At 64.4% G+C, this 19,537-nt stretch carries 18 protein-coding genes; 7 read left to right on the forward strand and 11 right to left on the reverse strand.

Annotated features, from left to right (window positions below):
- Positions 1-16: 16 nt before the first annotated feature.
- The 3 genes from AB7532_RS28470 to AB7532_RS28480 form a co-directional block, all read right to left on the reverse strand.
- Positions 17-610 carry a GNAT family N-acetyltransferase gene (locus AB7532_RS28470; RefSeq protein WP_441237999.1) on the reverse strand — a complete coding sequence of 198 codons (594 nt, stop codon included), beginning with the start codon at positions 608-610 and terminating at the stop codon, positions 17-19.
- 152 nt (positions 611-762) lie between these two features.
- Positions 763-1,689: an SMP-30/gluconolactonase/LRE family protein gene (locus AB7532_RS28475; RefSeq protein WP_441238000.1), complete on the reverse strand. Its 927-nt coding sequence runs from the start codon at positions 1,687-1,689 to the stop codon at positions 763-765.
- Between the two features lie 308 nt (positions 1,690-1,997).
- On the reverse strand, positions 1,998-2,351 hold the full coding sequence (locus AB7532_RS28480) for a hypothetical protein (RefSeq protein ID WP_441238001.1): 354 nt from the start codon (positions 2,349-2,351) through the stop codon (positions 1,998-2,000).
- Positions 2,352-2,541: 190 nt separating this feature from the next.
- Between AB7532_RS28480 and AB7532_RS28485 the strand changes: the two genes are divergently transcribed.
- Positions 2,542-2,766 (forward strand): hypothetical protein, encoded by a 225-nt coding sequence (locus tag AB7532_RS28485; protein WP_441238002.1) that lies wholly within the window; start codon positions 2,542-2,544, stop codon positions 2,764-2,766.
- A 280-nt stretch (positions 2,767-3,046) separates the two neighbouring features.
- Here AB7532_RS28485 and AB7532_RS28490 read toward each other — a convergent pair whose 3' ends face one another.
- The gene (locus tag AB7532_RS28490) at positions 3,047-3,703 is read right to left on the reverse strand and encodes a glutathione S-transferase family protein (protein ID WP_441238003.1); all 657 of its coding nucleotides are present in this window, start codon (positions 3,701-3,703) and stop codon (positions 3,047-3,049) included.
- 168 nt (positions 3,704-3,871) lie between these two features.
- On the opposite strand from AB7532_RS28490, the gene AB7532_RS28495 reads away from it, so the two are divergent.
- Positions 3,872-5,095, forward strand: a complete 1,224-nt coding sequence (locus tag AB7532_RS28495) for a polyhydroxyalkanoate depolymerase (RefSeq protein ID WP_441238004.1) — start codon at positions 3,872-3,874, stop codon at positions 5,093-5,095.
- A 114-nt stretch (positions 5,096-5,209) separates the two neighbouring features.
- Positions 5,210-6,136 (forward strand): catalase family peroxidase, encoded by a 927-nt coding sequence (locus AB7532_RS28500; RefSeq protein ID WP_441238005.1) that lies wholly within the window; start codon positions 5,210-5,212, stop codon positions 6,134-6,136.
- On the opposite strand, the gene AB7532_RS28505 is transcribed toward AB7532_RS28500, so the two are convergent.
- The 7 genes from AB7532_RS28505 to AB7532_RS28535 form a co-directional block, all read right to left on the reverse strand.
- Positions 6,137-7,063: a helix-turn-helix domain-containing protein gene (locus AB7532_RS28505; protein ID WP_441239371.1), complete on the reverse strand. Its 927-nt coding sequence runs from the start codon at positions 7,061-7,063 to the stop codon at positions 6,137-6,139.
- Positions 7,064-7,326: 263 nt separating this feature from the next.
- Positions 7,327-9,195 carry an ABC transporter ATP-binding protein gene (locus AB7532_RS28510; protein WP_441238006.1) on the reverse strand — a complete coding sequence of 623 codons (1,869 nt, stop codon included), beginning with the start codon at positions 9,193-9,195 and terminating at the stop codon, positions 7,327-7,329.
- 9 nt (positions 9,196-9,204) lie between these two features.
- Positions 9,205-10,131 (reverse strand): 2-hydroxyacid dehydrogenase, encoded by a 927-nt coding sequence (locus tag AB7532_RS28515; RefSeq protein ID WP_441238007.1) that lies wholly within the window; start codon positions 10,129-10,131, stop codon positions 9,205-9,207.
- A gap of 7 nt (positions 10,132-10,138) precedes the next feature.
- Positions 10,139-11,467, reverse strand: a complete 1,329-nt coding sequence (locus AB7532_RS28520; protein ID WP_441238008.1) for an NAD(P)/FAD-dependent oxidoreductase — start codon at positions 11,465-11,467, stop codon at positions 10,139-10,141.
- Between the two features lie 55 nt (positions 11,468-11,522).
- Complete coding sequence (locus AB7532_RS28525; protein ID WP_441238009.1) at positions 11,523-12,398, reverse strand: ABC transporter permease; 876 nt, start codon at positions 12,396-12,398, stop codon at positions 11,523-11,525.
- A gap of 2 nt (positions 12,399-12,400) precedes the next feature.
- Positions 12,401-13,351, reverse strand: a complete 951-nt coding sequence (locus tag AB7532_RS28530; RefSeq protein WP_441238010.1) for an ABC transporter permease — start codon at positions 13,349-13,351, stop codon at positions 12,401-12,403.
- Positions 13,352-13,378: 27 nt separating this feature from the next.
- Positions 13,379-15,070, reverse strand: a complete 1,692-nt coding sequence (locus AB7532_RS28535; protein ID WP_441238011.1) for a peptide ABC transporter substrate-binding protein — start codon at positions 15,068-15,070, stop codon at positions 13,379-13,381.
- 217 nt (positions 15,071-15,287) lie between these two features.
- Between AB7532_RS28535 and AB7532_RS28540 the strand changes: the two genes are divergently transcribed.
- The 4 genes from AB7532_RS28540 to AB7532_RS28555 all read left to right on the forward strand — a co-directional run bounded on the left by AB7532_RS28540 (position 15,288) and on the right by AB7532_RS28555 (position 19,537).
- Positions 15,288-15,920, forward strand: coding sequence for a cupin domain-containing protein (locus AB7532_RS28540; RefSeq protein WP_441238012.1), 633 nt, complete (start codon positions 15,288-15,290; stop codon positions 15,918-15,920).
- Positions 15,921-16,055: 135 nt separating this feature from the next.
- Positions 16,056-17,897, forward strand: coding sequence for an ATP-binding protein (locus AB7532_RS28545; protein WP_441238013.1), 1,842 nt, complete (start codon positions 16,056-16,058; stop codon positions 17,895-17,897).
- Between the two features lie 75 nt (positions 17,898-17,972).
- Entirely contained in the window at positions 17,973-18,422 is a 450-nt protein-coding gene (locus tag AB7532_RS28550) for a cupin domain-containing protein (RefSeq protein ID WP_441238014.1), read from the forward strand.
- Positions 18,423-18,463: 41 nt separating this feature from the next.
- A complete protein-coding gene (locus AB7532_RS28555; protein WP_441238015.1) occupies positions 18,464-19,537 on the forward strand; it encodes a hypothetical protein in 1,074 nt (357 codons plus the stop codon).

A 19,537-nucleotide genomic window follows, 5' to 3' on the forward strand; every position in this document is an offset into this window, starting at 1 on the left:
GATGCCCCGGCCGCCTCTAGCGCGGCTTGTCGTTGAGTTGATATTCCAGATGGGCCTTCACCGTCGGCCATTCGGCGGCGGTGATGCTGTAAACCACGGTGTCGCGCAGCGTACCGTTCGGCGCGACCTGATGGCTGCGCAGAATGCCGTCCTGCTTGGCGCCGAGACGCTCGATGGCATTGCGGCTTTGATGGTTGAAGAAGTGCGTGCGGAATTCGACCGCGATGCAGTTCAGCGTCTCGAAGGCGTGGGTGAGCAGCAACAACTTGCACTGGGTGTTGAGGGGTCCGCGCTGCGCGCTCTTGCCGTACCAGGTCGAGCCGATCTCGACGCGGCGGTTGGCGGCATCGATATTCATGTAGGTGGTCTGGCCCACGATCTTGCCGCCGGCATCGAACACGGTGAACGGCAGCATCGAGCCCGCGACCTGAAGGCTCAGGCGGCGATCGATCTCCCTGGCGACGTTCTCCGGCGTCGGGATGGCGGTGTACCAGATCGTGGAGAGATTGCCGTCCTTCACGGCCTCCACCAGCCCCTCGCGGTGCTCTTTCGACAGCGGCTCGAGACGGGCGTGCTGTCCACGCAGGGTAATGGGATCAGGCCAGGGCATTGAGGTCTCTCCTTACGTCGCGTCATTGCGAGGAGCTCGTGACAAAATTGCAAAGCAATTTTGCACTGAAGCGACGAAGCAATCCAGACTGTCTCCGCGGACGCATTCCTGGATTGCTTCGCTTCGCTCGCAATGACGGTCACTAGCACCGTTTACTTGTTTAGGAAATTCAACGGCAAACCGCCGCGCGGCCAGTCCATGGCGATCAGTTCGCCCTTGCCCGACAGCGTGATATAGGCGGTCTTCAGTTCGGGGCCGCCGAAGGCGATGTTGGTGGTGACGCGGTCGCCGGTCGGAACCTGCTCGACCAGGGTGCCATCGGGCGCGATCACCGAGATGCAGCCGGAGACGAGGGTGGCGACGCAGACATTGCCGTTCGCTTCCACCGCCAGCGAGTCGAACATCTGGTACCCGCCGAGGCCGCAGATCGGCTTGCCGCGCTCGCCACGATAGATCACGTCGCGTGGCTTCAGCGTGCCGGGCGCGGACAGCTCATAGGCCCAGAGCCGGCCGGTCGGCGTCTCCGCGATGTAGACGGTGTTTTCGTCCGGCGACAGGCCGATGCCGTTGGCCGGCAATATGCCGTGCACGATTTCGACGATCTCCTTCATGCCGGGCTTGAGATAATACATGCCGCCGACGTCCATCTCGCGCGCACGGCGCTTGCCGAGATCGGAGAACCAGAGGCCGCCCTGCTTGTCGAACACCAGATCGTTCGGGCCGCGCAGATCGTGCTCGCCGGACTTCGTTACGACTGTCTCGATCTTGCCTGACTGGAGATCGATGCGCTGGATCGATCCGCCCAGATAATCGTCGGGCTGCGGCCCCGGCATGATCATATTGCGGGTCGGGATCCAGCTGAAACCACCATTGTTGCAGATGTAGATCTTGCCGTCGGGACCAAGCGCTGCGCCGTTCGGGCCGCCCGGCACCTTGGCGACGATCTCCTTCCGCCCGTCGGGATAAACACGCGTCAGGCGCTGGCCACGGATCTCCACCAGCACCACCGAGCCGTCCGGCATCACGACCGGCCCTTCGGGAAATTCGAGGTCGGTGGCGAGAACACGGACGTTGGACATGTGAGACCCTCCCGGCTGCTTGTTATGGCTTGCTCGGGATGTCCGTCACGGGCCCCACACGCAAGATTTGCCTGCGGTTATGACAAAGTCACCGGGGCTTGCCAAGCAATCGGGCGGGTATGCCAGCGTTGCGCGCAAACTGCCGCACCGGCTTGTCCGTATTGTGCTCTCGTGCCCCGGGCGCTGCGCAGCACGTCGTGATGCGCTGCAGAACCGGGGCCCATCTCACGACGTCACGCGCGACCCTTGGGTCCCAGCTCAGCGGAGCAGCGTTACACGCTGCACCGCGTCAGGGACGCGGCAGCATTTTACTTCGCGTCTTTCGGCGGCGGCGCGTCCTGCTTCTTCTTCACATCCTCCGCGATCTTCGCCTGCGCCGTCTGGAGATCGCCGAGCGTCTTCTGCAAGCCGGCAACCGTCGTCTTCAGTGCGTCGATCTGGCGAGCCGCGGCATCCAGCTTCTGCTGATGATCGAGGTTCAGCTTCGTGATCGTCTTCTGGAGGAAGTCGACATTGCTCTGGAGACAGCTGGTGCGCCGCTCCATGGTCTTCTCGACGGTGCAGATCTCGATGCCGGGCACGTCCTGCGCGCGCAGTGGCGCAATCGCCAGCGGTGTGAGCAGCAACATCATGAAACAAGTGCCGGCGCTTCGAAGCAGCATGCAGGTTCCTCGTCAAATCGATCACGCCAATGTGCGCTTTTTGCGCGCAGCCCGTCGAGGCTACCACACTCGTACCGCATTCTCGCGTTGAGCTTGGGCTTGGGCTTGTTCCCTCGGACGGGGAGCGATGATCTGCACGCGGGGGAAGTGGGCGCTCCTTCCGCGGCTTTGTTTAGGGGAGATTTCTGGAATGGCAACGCGCGACAGACGACTGGCGGAATTCGATGGCTCGGGAGAACCGCCACCTGGCTTGCCGGTCGAGGTGCTCTGCGAGGACCACAGTGGAACGTATCAGCTGCCGTTTGCCTGCCGCTATGTCGAGGGACGGTGGCAGAACGATGCGGCCGGTGTTGCGGTGGAAGCGACCGTGATCGGCTGGCGCGTCCCGCGCGCGAAGCATTCAGGCTTCGCCTGACCGGCGTAGCCTGTCTCAAAATGCAACGGGGCCGCGCTTCGGCTTAACCTTCGGAACGCGGCCCGAACGAATCACGTCCGAATCAGCCGTAAGGCCCTGTACGCGGCTGTTCACGGCTAGATGTCGCAACGAGCCCGCGCGCGCATACAATATCTGCTCAGCATGAAGGCGGGCTCGAACCCAGCCAGGGCGCTAAAAGTTAACAGCTTCAACGAGATGGCCCTTGGTTGCGGCGGCTCCAGCCCCGCCCCCAAAACAGGCAGCGCGGCGCCAGGCCTGCCTAATATTCGACCTCGAGCTCCTCGATCTCGGCCGGCTCGTCCTTGGCCGCGGCAATCCATTCCCTCATCTCGGGCATGGCCATGATGGTCTCGGCATAGGCCTTCAGGAGCGGCTCGAGCTTGACGTCATAGGTCACGAAGCGCGTCACCACGGGGGCGTACATCGCATCCGCCATGGTGCGCCTGGCACCGAACAGGAACGGCCCGCCCGACTTCTCCAGGCAGTCCCGCCAGATCGCCCAGACGCGGTCGATGTCGGCCTGGGCGCGCGACCAGATCTTGAAGCCGGGAAAATGTCCCTTCAGGTTGACCGGCAGCGAGGCGCGCAGCGTCGTGAAGCCGGAATGGATTTCGCCGCAGATCGAGCGGCAATGCGCGCGCTGGACGCGATCATCAGGCAACAGGCCTGCATCCGGCATCGCGTCGTTGAGGTATTCGGCGATGGCCAGCGTATCCCAGACGGTGGCGCCGTCGTGGCGCAGGCACGGCACCAGGATCGAGGACGACAGCAAGAGGATTTCGGCGCGCGCCGAGGCGTCATCCGGCGCGGTCACGATCTCCTCGAAATCGAGCCCGGAAAACTTCGTCAGCAGCCAGCCACGTAGCGACCAGGACGAGTAGTTCTTGCTGCTGATGGTCAGTGTCGCCTTCGCCATATGGCCCTTCCCTCACGCCTGATACAGGCACCCCGCCCGGCCCGCAGCGTGCCAACTACCTGTGCTTCCCGGGAAATGAGCAGCAAGCGACGTGCCAATTTTGAGGGCGTCCCGGGGCCGCTTGGCGTCGATATTGCATAGCAACAGGGGACAGGTGGGCGCTTTAGTATGATGTCGATGTATTATCAGGCCTTTCAGAACCAAATGGACCTCACCGCGCCATGGCGGGCGGGAGCGTCGTCCGCGCTGAGATTCCTCAATCTCGTGCCGCAAGGCATGTCGGATCAGGTGGTCGGCCGGCTCTCGGCTGCGCTGGAGCTGATCTCCCGCTCCACCCTCACCTACCACCGCCCCGCCTATGGCATCGACAGCGTCATGGTGGGCAACCGCGAGGTCGGCATCACCGAGGAGATCGCCTACGCGACGCCGTTCGGCTCGCTGTTGCACTTCAAGAAGGATGGCGCGCCGGAGCAGCCGCGCATGCTGCTGGTGGCGCCGATGTCCGGCCACTTCGCCACGCTGCTGCGCGGTACGGTGAAGACACTGCTCCAGGACCACGACGTCTACATCACCGACTGGCACAATCCGCGCGACATCCCGCGCAGCGAGGGACGCTTCGGGCTCGACGACTACACCGATCACCTCATCGATTTCCTCGGACAGCTCGGCCCGCGCCCGCACATGGTGGCGATCTGCCAACCCTCGGTCTCGGCACTCGCGGCCGCCGCGGTCATGTGCGAAGGCAACCACCCCTCGCGTCCGGCGACGCTGACACTGATGGCGGGCCCGATCGACACGCGGATCCAGCCGACCCGGGTCAACGAGTTCGCCAAGAGCAGGCCGATCGACTGGTTCGAAAGCAATCTGATCAACTACGTGCCGGTGCAGTGCCGCGGCGCCTTGCGCAAAGTCTATCCCGGCTTCGTGCAGCTCACGGCGTTCGTCTCGATGAATCTCGAACGCCACATCAAGCAGCACATGGATCTCGCCAACCACATCGCCAAAGGCGAGAAGGAGAAGGCGGCCAGCATCAAGACCTTCTACGACGAATATTTCGCGGTGATGGATTTGCCGGCCGAGTTCTACATCGAGACCGTGCGCGACGTGTTCCAGGAGCATCTCCTGCCGCAAGGCAGACTGATGCATCGCGGCCGCCCGGTGAATACCAAGGCCGTCAGCCGCATGGGGCTGATGACGGTCGAGGGCGAGAAGGACGACATCTGCTCGATCGGCCAGACGCTGGCGGCGCAGGACCTCTGCACGGGCGTGCGCGCCTATCGCCGCGTCCACCACATGCAGGCCGGCGTCGGCCATTACGGCGTGTTCTCGGGCAAGCGCTGGAACAACGAGATCTATCCGCTCCTGCGGGATTTCGTGCACGTCAATTCCTGAGGCGCGCAAACTTCCCTTCAGCAGGATCAGACAAAGCATCACGGCTTTGGAAAAGACGCCAGGACCGCGAGACACCTAAAACGTGGACATGCCGCTCGAGCCGGAGGCTTTGCCATGTCCGAATTCCCCGCCCCCGCTGCCACGCCGGCCGCGATCGTCGACGCGCTGAAGGCGGTCGCCGGCAATCCGCCCAAGGTGCGCGCGAGCTTCGCCAAGGGCCGATGCGTACGCGGGACCTATACCCCGTCCGACCACGCGGCCGAGATCACGCGATCGCCGAGCTTCACGAAGCCGTCGCGGGTGCTGGCGCGCTTCTCCGTCGGCGGCGGCAATCCGGGGGTCGCCGACACCAACAATCTCGTGCTGCGTGGCTTCAGCTTCAGGCTTGGCGATGACGATCATCGTTCGGACATTTTGCTGGAAAGCGCGCCGGTGCATTTCGCAAGGACGCTCGATCAGATGCTCGCTTTCCTCAATGCGCGCATTCCCGGAGCGGATGGCAAGCCCGACATGGAGAAGGTCAAAGCGTTCTCGGAGGCTAACCCCGAGACGCTGAATCAGGCGAAGTACATCGCCGCACGCCGGCTCTCTGCGAGCTTTGCCGCCACGACCTATTGGGGCGTGCACGCCTTTCCCGCGACGAATGCAAAGGGCGAGGCCCGCTTCATCAAGTTCAGGGCTGCACCTGTCGGCGGCGACGTCACGCTGAGCGACGACGAAGCCAAGATGAAGTCCGCCGACTTCCTGCATGACGATCTCGCGCGGCGGATCACGGCGGGCGACGTCCGCTTCAACGTGATGGCCCTGCTCGACCGTCCCGGCGATCCCACTATGGACGCGACACTGCGATGGCCGGACGAGGACAATCGCGAGGAGGTTCGGCTGGGGACGATCGTCATCACCAGCCTCGAAGCCAATGAGGCCTGCGACGGGTCGATCTTCAACCCGGCCAATCTCGCCGACGGCATCGGCCATCCCCCGGACGACATTTTTGCGGCGCGCCGCGCGGCCTACATGATCTCGCTGGCGAAGCGCCGTTGATCAAGTCTCGTCCAGGCCGCCATGCGTTTCGCGGCGCCACGCCCCCGGACTGACGCCGACCATCGACGAGAACACCCGCGTAAAGTGGCTCTGATTGGCAAACCCCGCCGAGATGGCAATCTCGGACAGCGGCAGGTCGCGGACCGTCATCAACTGCTTGGCCGCCTTCACGCGCTGGCGGAGCAACCATTGGTGCGGCGGCAGGCCGGTGGATATCCGGAACGCGCGTGAGAAGTGGCTGACCGAGAGGTCGAGTTCAGCCGCGATCCGCTGCAACGCGACCTTGCCCGAAAGATCGGAATCGAGCCGGTCACATGCGCGCTTGACCTGCCATGGCGCGAGGCCGCCGCGGTTCGGCTCTGCCACGGGCTTCAACCCGCCATAGGTCTGGGCCACGTGGGCCGTGAGCGCGAGCATCATGTGATCGACGAAAAGCTGGTTGGTCTCGTCTGGCCGGTGCAGTCCCTCCTGCAACGTGGCGCCGATATGACGGATCACCGCGTCGTCATGACCGACACCAGGCTCATAGCTGAGTTCGCTCAAACGCGGCGCGCCAGGCTGCCTCGCGATATCGGCGAAGGCTGTGCGCGGCAAATAGAAGAACAGCGAATGGAACGGCTTGTCGATCACATAGCGCGGATCGCGCTTGAGGTCGTAGAGATAGGTCGCGCCCGCCCGAATATCCTCCCTGGCGACGTGGCGGCCCTCCTCCCAACATTCGCAAGCGGGATAGTCGCGGAGCTTCAGGCTGACGAGGTACGCGTCTTCCGCCGGCAGCGAGCCGGAAAATTCGGGAGCCGGATTGTCATTGCGGACTTCGGTGACCGCGAGCTCGGCGCTGCGCAGCGAGCGCGTGATCAGAACCGGCGCGTCCTTCACGTGAAGGCCCCGCCCGAGTCTCTGCCCGTAGACGCCAGCTTGTGTCATTTCAATATTCCATTCGCGAAAAGGCGCGTCTTCGCCAGCCTTTCCGAGCCGATCCATTATCGGGAATCGACGGCCAACGGTCCAGTTAAACCGCCTCAACAGTTAGATGTTGTGGCAGGCTGTCGCACTCAAGCGCTTTGAGGTGAACTCATTGTGAATTCAGCACGATTCCGCGGGGTCGATATGACGAATGACGACATCGTTAACCTGTAAGGCACCTCATCGCGCAATGTCATCGTGCGTTCTCGAAAGCATGCGCGCCGTCAAGCCGACCACTCCTCGCCCCAGATTTGGACGACGTGGCCGGGCGACACTTCGCGATATTGCCGGACCGGCGGCTGATAATCCGGCGCGCGCACCGGGCTTCTGATCTCGTCGTTCGAGGTCTCGCCCCTGGTGCCGCGGCGCGACGGGTCGGGCACCGGCACGGCGGCCATCAGCTTCTTGGTATAGGGATGCTGCGGGTTGCCGAACACGGAAGCGCGCGGGCCGATCTCGACGATCTCGCCGAGATACATCACCGCAACACGATGGCTCATGCGCTCGACCACCGCGATGTCGTGCGAGATGAAGAGATAGGCGAGACCCATGCTGGCTTGAAGGTCGAGCATCAGGTTCACGACCTGCGCCTTGACGGAGACATCGAGCGCAGAGACCGCCTCGTCCGCGACGATCAGCTTCGGGCCGAGCGCGAGCGCGCGCGCGATGCAGATGCGCTGGCGTTGGCCGCCGGAGAACTCATGCGGGAAGCGCACGGCCATGTCTGCCGTCAGGCCGACACGCACGAGCAGGTCCGCAACCTTCTCACGCGCCTGCGATGCCGTGGCGAGCCCATTGGCGAGCAAGGGCGCTGCGATCGCCGTTCCCACCGACATCCGCGGATTGAGGCTGGCGAACGGATCCTGGAACACGATCTGCATATGCTTGCGGACATCACGCAAGGCGCGGCCGTCCATCGCCAGCACGTCCTTGCCGTCGATCAGAACCGTCCCCGTATCAGGCTCCGTCAGCTTGAGGATGGAGCGACCCGTCGTCGACTTGCCGCAACCGGACTCGCCGACGAGAGCCAGCGTCTCGCCGGCGCGCAAGGTGAAGGAGACGTTCTCGACCGCGTGGACACGGCCCGAGACTTTTCCGAACAGTCCCGAGCGGATCGGAAAGCGTGTGGTGAGCTTGGCGACTTCGAGCAGCGGCCGCTCGGCGGTCGAGACCGTATCGGGTGTCTCCACCGGCACGTCCGAGGTGCCCGTGACCTTGTCGACGATCGGAAACCGCATCGGCCGCACGCGTCCGTCCATCGAGCCGAGGCGCGGCACGGCGGCAAGCAATGCGCGCGTATAGGGATGCGAGGGTGCAGCGAAGATGCGCGAGGTCGCGTCGGTTTCCACCGCCTGGCCGCCATACATCACCACGGTGCGGTCGGCGATCTCGGCGACCACGCCCATGTCGTGGGTGATGAAGAGGATCGACATCCCCTCCTCGTTCTGGAGCTCCTTCAACAGCTCCAAGATCTGGGCCTGGATGGTGACGTCGAGCGCGGTGGTCGGCTCGTCCGCGATCAGGAGTTTTGGCTTGCAGGCGAGCGCCATCGCGATCATCACGCGCTGGCGCATGCCGCCGGAGAAACGATGCGGATGCTCGTGGAAGCGCGCTTTCGCTGCGGGAATGCGGACGCGATCGAGCAGGCGGATGGTCTCCGCCTCTGCCGCCGCGCGCGACAGGCCGCGATGCTGAATCAATGCTTCCGCGATCTGGAAGCCGATGGTGAGCACCGGATTGAGGCTCGTCATCGGCTCCTGGAAGATCATGGCGACATCGTTGCCGCGAATGTCCTTCATGCTGGATTCGGGTAGCGCCAGCAGCTCGCGGCCGGCGAGCGTGACGCGGCCCTCGATGCGGCCATTCTCCTTCGGGACAAGCCGCATGATCGAGAGCGCGGTGACGCTCTTGCCCGAGCCGGACTCGCCGACGATCGCCACAGTCTCGCGCGGCGCGATGTCGAACGACACGTTGCGAACGACGGGGATCCACTCTCGCTCGCGCATGAAGGAGGTGGTGAGGCCCGCGACCGACAGCACGGGCGCCTGTGCTTCGGCGATCACCTTGTTTGTTTCGCTCGCGCCCGTGCTCATGCGATTACCCTAATATCCGCGCGTGCGATCGACGCGCCCCGGCAGCTCCTCGCCGCGACGATGGCGCGCAATGACATCGAGCACGAAATCGACGGCCGTATCCGGCGACGTCATGCTGGCATTATGCGGCGTCAGCAGGATGCGCGGATGGCTCCAGAACGGATGGCCCGCCGGCAGCGGCTCGGGATCGGCGACATCGAGGACAGCGCCGGACAACGTGCCGCTGTCGAGCGCCGCGAGAAAATCGGCTTCGACGAGATGCGGTCCGCGCCCGACATTCACAAGTCCCGCACCGCGCGGCAGGCGCGCGAACAGATCGGCGTTGAGGATGCCGCGGGTTTCGTCGGTCAGCGGCAGCAGGCAGACAAGAATGTCGGCCTGCGCAAGGAATTCCGGCAAACTGTCCGCGCCCGAATAGCAGGTGACGCCTTCGATCTCGCGCGGCGAGCGATTCCAGCCGAGCAGCGGAAAGCCGAATGCCGTGAGGCGTTCGAGCACGGCTTGACCGAGCTGGCCGAGCCCCATCACGCCGACACGACGGCGCTTGGCCGGCGTGATCCGGATCTCGCGCCAGACCTGCTCCTTCTGCTGATTGATGAAGTGCAGGAGATCACGATGCAGGCCAAGCACCGCCATGGTGACGTATTCCACCATGGTCTCGGCAATGCCGGGCTCCAGCATGCGGACCAGCGGAATGTGCGCAGGAACCTTTGTCGTGTCGAACTGGTCGACACCCGCGCCGACCGAGAAGACCAGTTCGAGATTGGGAAACGTCGTCGCGATGTCGTCCGGCGGCACCCATGCCACCAGATAGCGCACCGCGGCGGGATCGCCGATGTCGGGCCAGAGCCGGAACGGCACATCGGGGGCGCGCTCCGCGAAGAAGGTCGCCCACTCGGCACCGCGAACCATGTTGGCCTTGTAGAGAGCCGTCATGCGGCCCTCAGAACGGGCTGACCGGCGCGAGCCGCCGGCCGTCGATCATGCGCTTGTGGCTGTAGGCCGCGGGATCGACCAGCGGCGTCGCACCGGTCACGATGTCGGCGGCGAGCTTGCCGGCCGCGGGACCGATGCCAAAGCCGTGGCCGGAAAAGCCGGTCGCGAGGAAGAAGCCCGGCAAGGCATCGACCGGCGAGATCACGGGGATCGTGTCGGGCGTGCAATCGATCGTGCCGCCCCAGGCTTCCGCGATCTCGATGTCCTTCAATTCGGGATTCGACTTGATCAGCGAGGCCAGCGCCGCATTGACCAGCGACATGTCAGGCTCGGGATCGCGCACGCGCTCGGTCTCGAACGGCGACGGCTTGTCAAAGCTCCAGCTGGTGCCGCGCATCAGCTGATCGAAGAACGATTTGCCGAACGACATCTTCAGGCCGTTGCGGCGATGCAGATAGGTCGGCCAGAAGGTCCGCGCATAGCGGAACAGGTCGGGCGACAGTTCCACCGTGCCGCGGCCGCGCAGCGCGAGTGTAAAGCCGCCGTCGAGGCGGCGGCGAATGCAGTAGAAGTCGGTGCCGAGCGCGCCCGAGGTGATCTCCGGCCCCGGCGTGGTCCGGCATGCGGTGGCGTTGACGAGACCGATCGGCAGCTCGATGCCATGACGGCGGCAGAACAGCGACGACCACGCGCCGCCCGACAGCAGCACGGATTGGGTGCGAATGGTGCCCTTCTCGGTGACGACGGCACTGACCCGGCCGCCTGAAGTCTCCAGTCCGCGCGCAGCGCAGCCCTGATGGATGGTGACGCCATGCTTGCGCGCGGCGGTGGCCAGTGCGGGCACGGCCATCGACGGCTCGGCGCGCCCATCGCTCGGCGTGTGCAGACCGCCGACCCATTTCTCGGAATTGCCGGGCAGGCGCTCGGCGACCTCGGCCGGCGTCAAGACGGTTGAGTGGACCTGCATCTCGCGCGCCGTTGCGGCCCATCGCTCCCAGCTGGCCAGCTCGTCCTTGCTTTTGGTCAGGAACAGCACGCCGGTGCGGCGGAAACCGGCATCGACACCGGCGTCGTTCTGCATGTCCTCCCACAGAAGCAGCGCCTCGCGCGCCAGCGGGATTTCCTCGCGCGCGCGGCCCTGCTGCCGGCACCAGCCCCAATTGCGGCTCGACTGCTCGCCGCCGACATGGCCCTTCTCGACGAGCGCGACGGAGAGGCCCTTCTTTGCGAGATGATACGCCGCCGACACGCCGATGACACCACCGCCGATGACGACGACGTCCGCCTGCGCCGGCAGGCGTTCGTCGCTGTTTATACGGGTAAGCGGCGGGGACATGATGCACTCCTGGAGGTCAGTTCGATCGAGACCTTGTTGGTCATGAATTTGAAGATCATGGGATGTTCATTCGCGGATCGAGCGCGTCACGCAGGCCGTCACCGAGGAAGTTGAAGCTCGTCACCGCGAGCGTGATGGCGAGGCCCGGCGCGATCGCGAGCCAGGGCGCGCTGGTGAGATAGATCTGCGCGTTGTTGAGCATGTTGCCCCAGCTCGCGGCGGGCGGCTGGATGCCGTAGCCGAGATAGCTGACATAGGATTCGAGCAGGATCGCTTTCGCAACGTTCAGCGTCGCCGCCACCACGATCGGCGCGATCGCATTGGGCACGAGCTCACGGAACATGATCCGCAGGTTGGACGAACCGAAGGCGAGGGCTGCGACCGCAAACTCACGTTCACGCAGCGAACGGACCTGGGCTTCGACGACACGCGCGACGGCCATCCAGGCAGTCGCCGCGATCAGGATGGTGGTGGTGACGAGGCCGGGCTCGGTGAGCGCGGCGAGCGCCAGCAGCAGGAAGATGGTCGGAAAGCAAAGCACGGCGTCGACGAGCCGCATCAAAACCGCGCCACCCACGCCGCCATAGAAGCCGGCGAAGGCGCCGACGGCGATGCCGACCGCCATCGCAATCACCATCGCGACGATGCCGATCGACAACGACACCCGCCCGCCCATCATCAATCGCGCCAGCACGTCGCGGCCGAGTTCGTCGGTGCCGAGGATGTGTGCGCCCGAGAGTGGCGGCGCGAACCGCTTCATGATGTCGATATAGGTGTCGTCGAACGGCAGCAGATAGGGACCGAGTGCCGAACCGAGCACGAGAACGAGAATGATTACCGCGCCCGCGAGCGCGAGCCGGTGCCGGCGGAAACGCCGCCAGGCTGCCTGACCCGGCGCGAGCTGAACGGTGGAGAGGGTCGCAGCCGTCATCCCTAACCCACCCGGATACGCGGATCGACGACGGCATAGAGGATGTCGGCGAGCAGCGAGCCGATCAGCACCATGGTCGCCGAGAACATCAGGATGCCCATCACCACGGGATAGTCGCGGTAGCCGATGGAATCGAGAAACAGCCGGCCCATGCCGGGCCAGGTGAACACGGTCTCGGCCACCAGCGCACCGCCGAGCAGCGTCGGAAACTGCAGGCCGGCCACCGTGATCATCGGCAGCAGCGCGTTGCGCAGCGCGTGCACGGTGAGAATGCGCCATTCGGGCAAGCCCTTGGCGCGTGCAGTGCGGATGTAGTCCTGGTTGATGACCTCGAGCATGGAGGAGCGCATGAAGCGGCCCCACATCGCAGTCTCGACCAGCGCCAGCACCAGCGCCGGCGCGATCAGATGATGCAGCAGGTCGAGGAAGGAGCCGTCGCCGATGGTATGGCGGTTGCCGGCCGGCAGCCAGCCGAGCTTGACGGAGAACACATAGATGGTGACGAGCCCGAACCAGAAGGTCGGGATCGACAGCGCGACCATGGCCCCGACGGTGGCGAGCGTATCGAACAGCGAATAGCGGCGCAGTGCCCCTAACACACCGATCCAGCAGCCGAGCAGCACCGCGATGATCGTCGCCGTCGCCATCAGCTCCAGCGTTGCGCCGAGATGCGAGGAGATCACCGACAGCACCGCCTCGCCGTCACGATAGGACTTGCCCCAGTCGCCCTTCAGCATGCGGCCGAACCAGTCGAGATACTGGACCGGCAGCGGGCGATCGAGACCAAGCTGCTGGGTGACGCGGTCGAGATCCTCCTGCGTCATCTGCGCGGAGGCCGCGAATTGCGACAGCGGACCGCCCGGCGCCAGATGCAGGATGGCGAAGCCGATCGCGGAGACGATCACCAGCAGCATGATCGCCTGCGCCAGGCGGTTGACGACGTAACGGGCCATCTCAGGCGATCCAGCGCGCTGGACGCATCAGGCCCAGTACCATTCTCGGATGTTCCAGCAATTGATGGAGGTGTTGATGTTGGGTCGGAAGCCCTGCAGCCCTTCCTTCACGCCCTCGGCGATGAAGCCCTGGAACAGCGGCAGGATCGCGAGGTCGTTGCGGATCAGCTTTTGCAGATCGCCGTAGGTCGTCTTGCGCTGCGCCAGGTCGAATTGCTTGGCACCTTCGGCAAGCAGACGATCGGCCTCCGCGCTCTTGTACTGATAGGTGTTGAAGCCACGGCCGCCCTTGGCAGGGATAGCGCCGGAGCCGAAGCGCGGCGTCACGTCGGGGTCGCTGCCGAGCATGAAGTTCACGGACACCAGCACCGAATTGAACTTCGACTGCTGCCAGAAATCGCCCCAGATCACGGCGGCCGGCATGTTGTTGACGCGCATTGCGGCGCCGATCGCCCGCCAGTCCTGGATCAGGAGCTGCTGGGTCTGCTCGCGCACGGCATTGCCTGACGTGGTCGAGTTGGTGAATTCGAGCTTGACGCCGCCCTTCTCGCGGACGCCGCTGGAGCCGCGAACCCATCCGGCCGCATCGAGCAGCGAATTGGCTCTGGCAGGATCGTATTTGTGCTGCGGCAGACCCTGCTGAAAAGACCACGCCTGCTGCGGCACGAAGCTTTCGGTCTGCGTCGGCAAACCGTAGTTCAGCGCATCGATGATCGCCTGCTTGTTGATGGCAAGATAGAGTGCCTCGCGTACCGTGCGATCGGCGAAGGGGCCGAATTCCAGGTTGGGCGCGACATGCTCCACCGACGACGTCGCCGAGACGAATATCTTGCGGCCCTTCAGCGTCTTCGCTTCCTGCACGAAGTTCGGCAGGATGCCTTGCAGGCCGGTGTAGTCGACCTGCCCCGTGCGGAACTGGGTGTAGAGCACGGTCAGGTCAGGAATGTACTTGAAGACCACACGTTCGACGTAGGGGCCCTTGCCGTGATAGCCGGTGTGGGCGTTGAGCTGGATGTGGTCGCCGGGCACGCGCTCGCCCCAGCGGAACGGGCCAGTGCCGACAGGCGCGTTGTGGAACGGCGAGGCGTTTGGATCCGTCAGCTTCTCCAGGATGTGCTTTGGCACGATGAAGGTGAGCGACAGGATCGACATGTAAGGCGAATAGGGAGCCTCCATCCGCCAATGGATCTCGTCGGGCGCGACGACCTTGATGTCCTTGACGAGGTTGTGGCCGACGCGGTTGCGGACGCGGAAATCGGGATTGTTGATCAGCTCGAGCGAGAACTTCACGTCCTCGGCCGTGAACGGCGTGCCGTCATGCCACTTGACGTCGCTGCGCAGCTTGATCTTCCAGGTCAGGCCGTCGGCCGACAGGCCGCCGTTCTCGACCGTCGGGACTTCGCGCGCCAGATCAGGGACGAACTTGCCGTCGGGCTCGATGAACCAGAGCGGCGAGAACACCTGCCACCAGATGCCCTGATCGACCTCGATGCCCGGCATCAGCGGATGAAAGACGGTCGGCTCCTGCGACAGCGCCGCGATCACCTGCCCGCGCGGCTTGTCCGGCGGATTGCCGGGACGCTCGGTCTGCGCGAAGGCGTTGCCTGAAAGCGTCCATCCCGCTGCGGCGCCCGCGCCGAGCTGGAAGAACTGACGGCGATTCGGAATGCCGAGCTGATGCAGTCCGCCAATGCCGAACTTACCGGTGTCATCTGCCATGACCAGTCTCCGTTCCCGCACGCGGCACCTCTCCCGCGCCCCGAGACCCCGGCAAAGGGACAGGAGTGGGCTTTAGTGCTTCTAAATTTTTCAGTCAAAAGTTCATCATGACTAAATACAGCTGTCAATCACATTGCTAGGATGCGCGACCTTTTCACTCCGACTGAAGCTTCAGACCGACGCAGTCCGAGGCGGTGGCAATGCATGGGAGAGCGACATGGATGGTCGCGGCGATACCAACGGTCCGAAGGATGCCCCCGTGGTCGAGGCCGACGATGCGGTCGACCAGCGCCTCGGCGAAACCGTGCGGCTGCTGCGCCAGCGTGCGGGCCTCTCGATCCAGGACGTCGCCACCAGGACCGGCCTCTCCAACGGCATGATCAGCCAGCTCGAGCGCGCGCGTGCCATGCCGTCGATCCGAACGCTGCGCCTGCTCAGCATCGCGCTCGACGTCCCCATCTCCTACTTTTTCGACACCACCGATTCCGCCGACGTGCAGCGTTACATCGTGCGCAAGAACAGCCGGCGGCTGCTGCGGCTCACCGCCAGCGGCGTCGTCAAGGAGGCGCTCACCCCGGAAGGCAAGGGCCAGCTCGAACTCTACGAGCTCACGCTCAATCCCGGCGCGTCCTCAGGCACCGACTTCTTGCAGCACACTGGCGAGAAGGCCGGTTACGTCCTGTCCGGCAGCCTCCGCCTGTGGCTCGACAACCAGGCTCATGTGCTGGAAGCTGGCGACAGTTTCCGCTTCCCCAGCATCGTGCCGCACATGTTCGACAACCCGACCCAGCAGGCCGCGCGTGTGATCTGGGTCACGACGTTGCGCCAGACTGATTCGCCGGCAGGTTGAAGACCTTGGGAACGCCTGCGGCCCGTCGGAAATTGCCCCTCGACGCAGCCACGCGGAATCTGTAGCTCACGTGGAGCCGGACTCATTGACAGGGCAGACACGGGGGTCTGCGACTGACGTCGTTGGTGTGAGACCATGAAACTCAGGGGGCTTCTGACACTCGCGATGGCCGCGCAAGTCGTCGTGACCGCTGCGGCTCTCTTCGCCTCCTATGCCGTGACCGGTCCCGGGTTCGGCATTGCCCAGATCGTCGCCTTGCTCGCCGGCGCGGCCGTTGCGGTGCTGCTCGCGCGATATTGCGTGCGCACGATTGAAGCGGCGCAGGACAAGCATATTGCGGCGCAACTGGCCGAGCAGGCGCAGGCCAGTGCGCAAATGGCCCAAGCCGTCATCAAGACCGCGCTCGATGCCTTCGTGCAAACCGATGCGAACGGCATCATCCTGGAATGGAGTGTTCAGGCCGAGGCGCTGACCGGATGGACGCGCAAGGAGGCGCTCGGCACCGATGTCGTCAATCTCCTCATCGCCGAGCCGCTCCGCGACGGTTTTCGGCAACGCATGATGCGCCTGTTGCCGGAATTGTCGAACACGCCGATCGGCATCCGCTTCGAGGCAACGCTGCTGCACCGGGAAGGCGACGAGATCCTGATCGAGGCGTCGAGCACCGCACTTCAGATCGGCGGGCGCACCGTCATCAACAATTTCGTCAAGGACGTCACCCAGAAGCGCTTCGCCGAGGAGCAGTTGATCCAGGCCCAGAAGATGGAGGCGGTCGGCCAGCTGACCGGCGGCATCGCGCACGAATTCAACAACATGCTGACGGTGATCACGGGCACGATCGAGATCCTGGCCGACGCCGTGAAGGACAATCCGCCGCTTGCGACCATCACCAAGCTGATCAGCGAAGCGGCCGATCGCGGCGCCGCGCTGACGTCGAGCCTGCTGTCCTTTGCGCGCAAGCAGGCGCTCCACCCGGCCGATATCGACGTCAACGAGCTGCTCGAGGAGCTCGCAAAGCTGCTGCTGGCGACCTTCGACAAGAAGATCGAGATCGTGACGAGGCTCGACGGCAACGCCTGGCTCGCCTTCGCCGACCGCGGGCAGTTGAGCTCGGCGCTGCTCAACCTTGCAATCAACGCCCGCGACGCGATGCTGGATGGCGGCAGGCTGACGCTGACGACGCGCAACGTCGTGTTCGGCGTGCGCGAGGCCATGGCGGTGGGCGCCGGCTATGCCGGCGACTATGTCGAGATCGAGATCGCGGACAGCGGCACAGGCATTCCCCAGGCCATTCTCGAACGCATCTTCGACCCGTTCTTTTCGACCAAGGACGTCGGCAAGGGCACGGGCCTCGGGCTCAGCATGGTATTCGGCTTCGTCAAGCAGTCCGGCGGCGGCATCAAGGTCTCCTCCGTCGAAGGCCGCGGCACGATTTTCACGATCTATTTGCCGAAGGCCGAGACCAGCACGCTGCGTCCGACCGGCTATGACGAGCGCAAGGTCGTCGGCGGCACGGAAACCATTCTTTGCGTCGAGGACGATCGCGACGTCCGCCAATACGTGACGGTTCAGCTCGAAAGCCTCGGCTACAAGGTCGTCCAGGCCGTCAACGCAGCCGAAGCACTCGCGATTGCGGCCGATGGCACGCCGTTCGACCTGCTCTTCACCGATATCGTGATGGCCGGTGCCTTGAACGGACGGGAGCTGGCCGACGAGATGGTCGCCGCGCGGCCCTCGCTGCGGGTGCTGTTCACGTCGGGCTATGCCCACGACGCCCCGCATGGGCCGGGAGGCGCCACGATGGGCGCGCCGCTCCTGACAAAGCCCTATCGCAAGGCTGAGCTCGCGCGCATGCTGCGCCGTTCCCTCGACACCGCCGTCGACGCCGCAGGCGATCCGATCCCGACGCCCTATTCGGTACAAGCCGATGTCGAAGGCTTCCTGCGCAAGCGGGAGTCCGATCGCGACGGGCGTTAACGTCTGTCTGATGGATGGACTCCGCCGGGCACCTGCGCAAAACTCGTCGCAACCAAATCCCATTGGAGGCGAGCCATGACGTCACTTGAAAAAGGCATCACCGCGAACGGCACGGGCTATGGCGACAAAACCTGGAACATCCTGGGCCAGGTCTATTTCCCCAAGGCCGTCACCGACTCCACCTTCGCGTTCGAAACCAACAGCGATCCCGGCCAGTTCGTGCCGGTGCATATCCATCCGACCCAGGACGAATTCATCCTGGTGCAAGAAGGCACGCTTGACCTCAAGCTCGACGGCAAATGGCTGAAGGCGCATGCCGGCGACCTCGTACGCCTGCCGCGCGGCATCCCGCACGGCTATTTCAACAAATCCGACAAGCCGGCCCGCGCGCTGTTTTGGGTCTCGCCGATGCAGAAGCTGGAGGCACTGTTCAACCAGCTCCACAATCTGACCGACCCCGCCGAGGTCGTGCGCATCTCGGCTCTGCACGAGGTCGACTTCCTGCCGCCGGAGGCCAACGACTAGGCTACGATCCCCCGAACGGCGAATCGTTTGGGGAACCGGCCATGCCTGCACGACGTCACGCCATCGCAGCCATCACGGCACTTGAACTGATCCTCGCGACGTTCGCCGCAAGCGAGGCGCAAACGCTCACCGCGAAGCAGTCGGAGGCCGCTGCGACCTACGAACGCGCGCTCGGCGACTTCAAGGCTGTTCTCGCCGAACGGCGCAGGCAGATCGATACCAAGCAGCCGCTCCCGAACCTGCCGGGCCAGGCGCTGTATCTCGCGCGCGTCGCCGTGATCAGCAGCTACAAGGATCTCACCGACGCCGTGCCCTCGAAGATCGGCCGCCCCAACAAGTTCGAGATACCGCCGGCCTATTTCGATGCCGACATCGAGCCGCTGATCGACGAATATTCAAAACTGTTCGACGTCATGGAGGCACCGCCGGCCAATGCGCAGAACTCGCCGACGCCGTTCAGGGACGTCGTCGATCTCGCAGCCGCGATCGCGCGCGCCAAGGGACTGGCATCGGACCATGCGGAAGCCGCAGGCCGCATCAGCCTCGGGCTGTTCTATGCCGAGACCAACGGCAAGCAGAATGTCCGCAATGGCCGCTCGAACACTTATATGGGCAGCTTTCAGACCGGCCCGTCCGAAGATCGCAACGGCCGCAGGAAATGGGAAGCGATCAAGGGCGAGATCGCGGCGGCCAGTCCCGAGCTGAGCGCGCGTGACGACAAGGAAGAGGCGCGCGCCCGCGGTACCGATTATCGCTTCAACCACTGGACCAATGTGCGCGACGGCCTGATGAACGCGCATGCGGATGTCTTCCGGGATATCCCGGGCATCGTGAAGACGCTGCCCGATCCGATCGACCAGATGAAGCTGTTCGAGCTGATCCAGATCGTTCCCACCCCGACACGGTCCGCGCTGAAATCGGGCGATCTCCTGAACTATCGGGTCTCCAGCCCCACGATCATGAAGCACCTGCGCAACAACAGCATTTTTGCATTTGGACAGGCCGACCGGGCGAAAACATCGGCCAGCTACCGCGAGATCCTTGCCGCGATGTGGCTGTTCAACCGGAAGTTCGAGCGCGCGATGGTGAAATACGCCGAGATCAAGCCGCGCTGA

The organism is Bradyrhizobium sp. 930_D9_N1_4 (assembly GCF_052076015.1).
Lineage (GTDB): Bacteria > Pseudomonadota > Alphaproteobacteria > Rhizobiales > Xanthobacteraceae > Bradyrhizobium.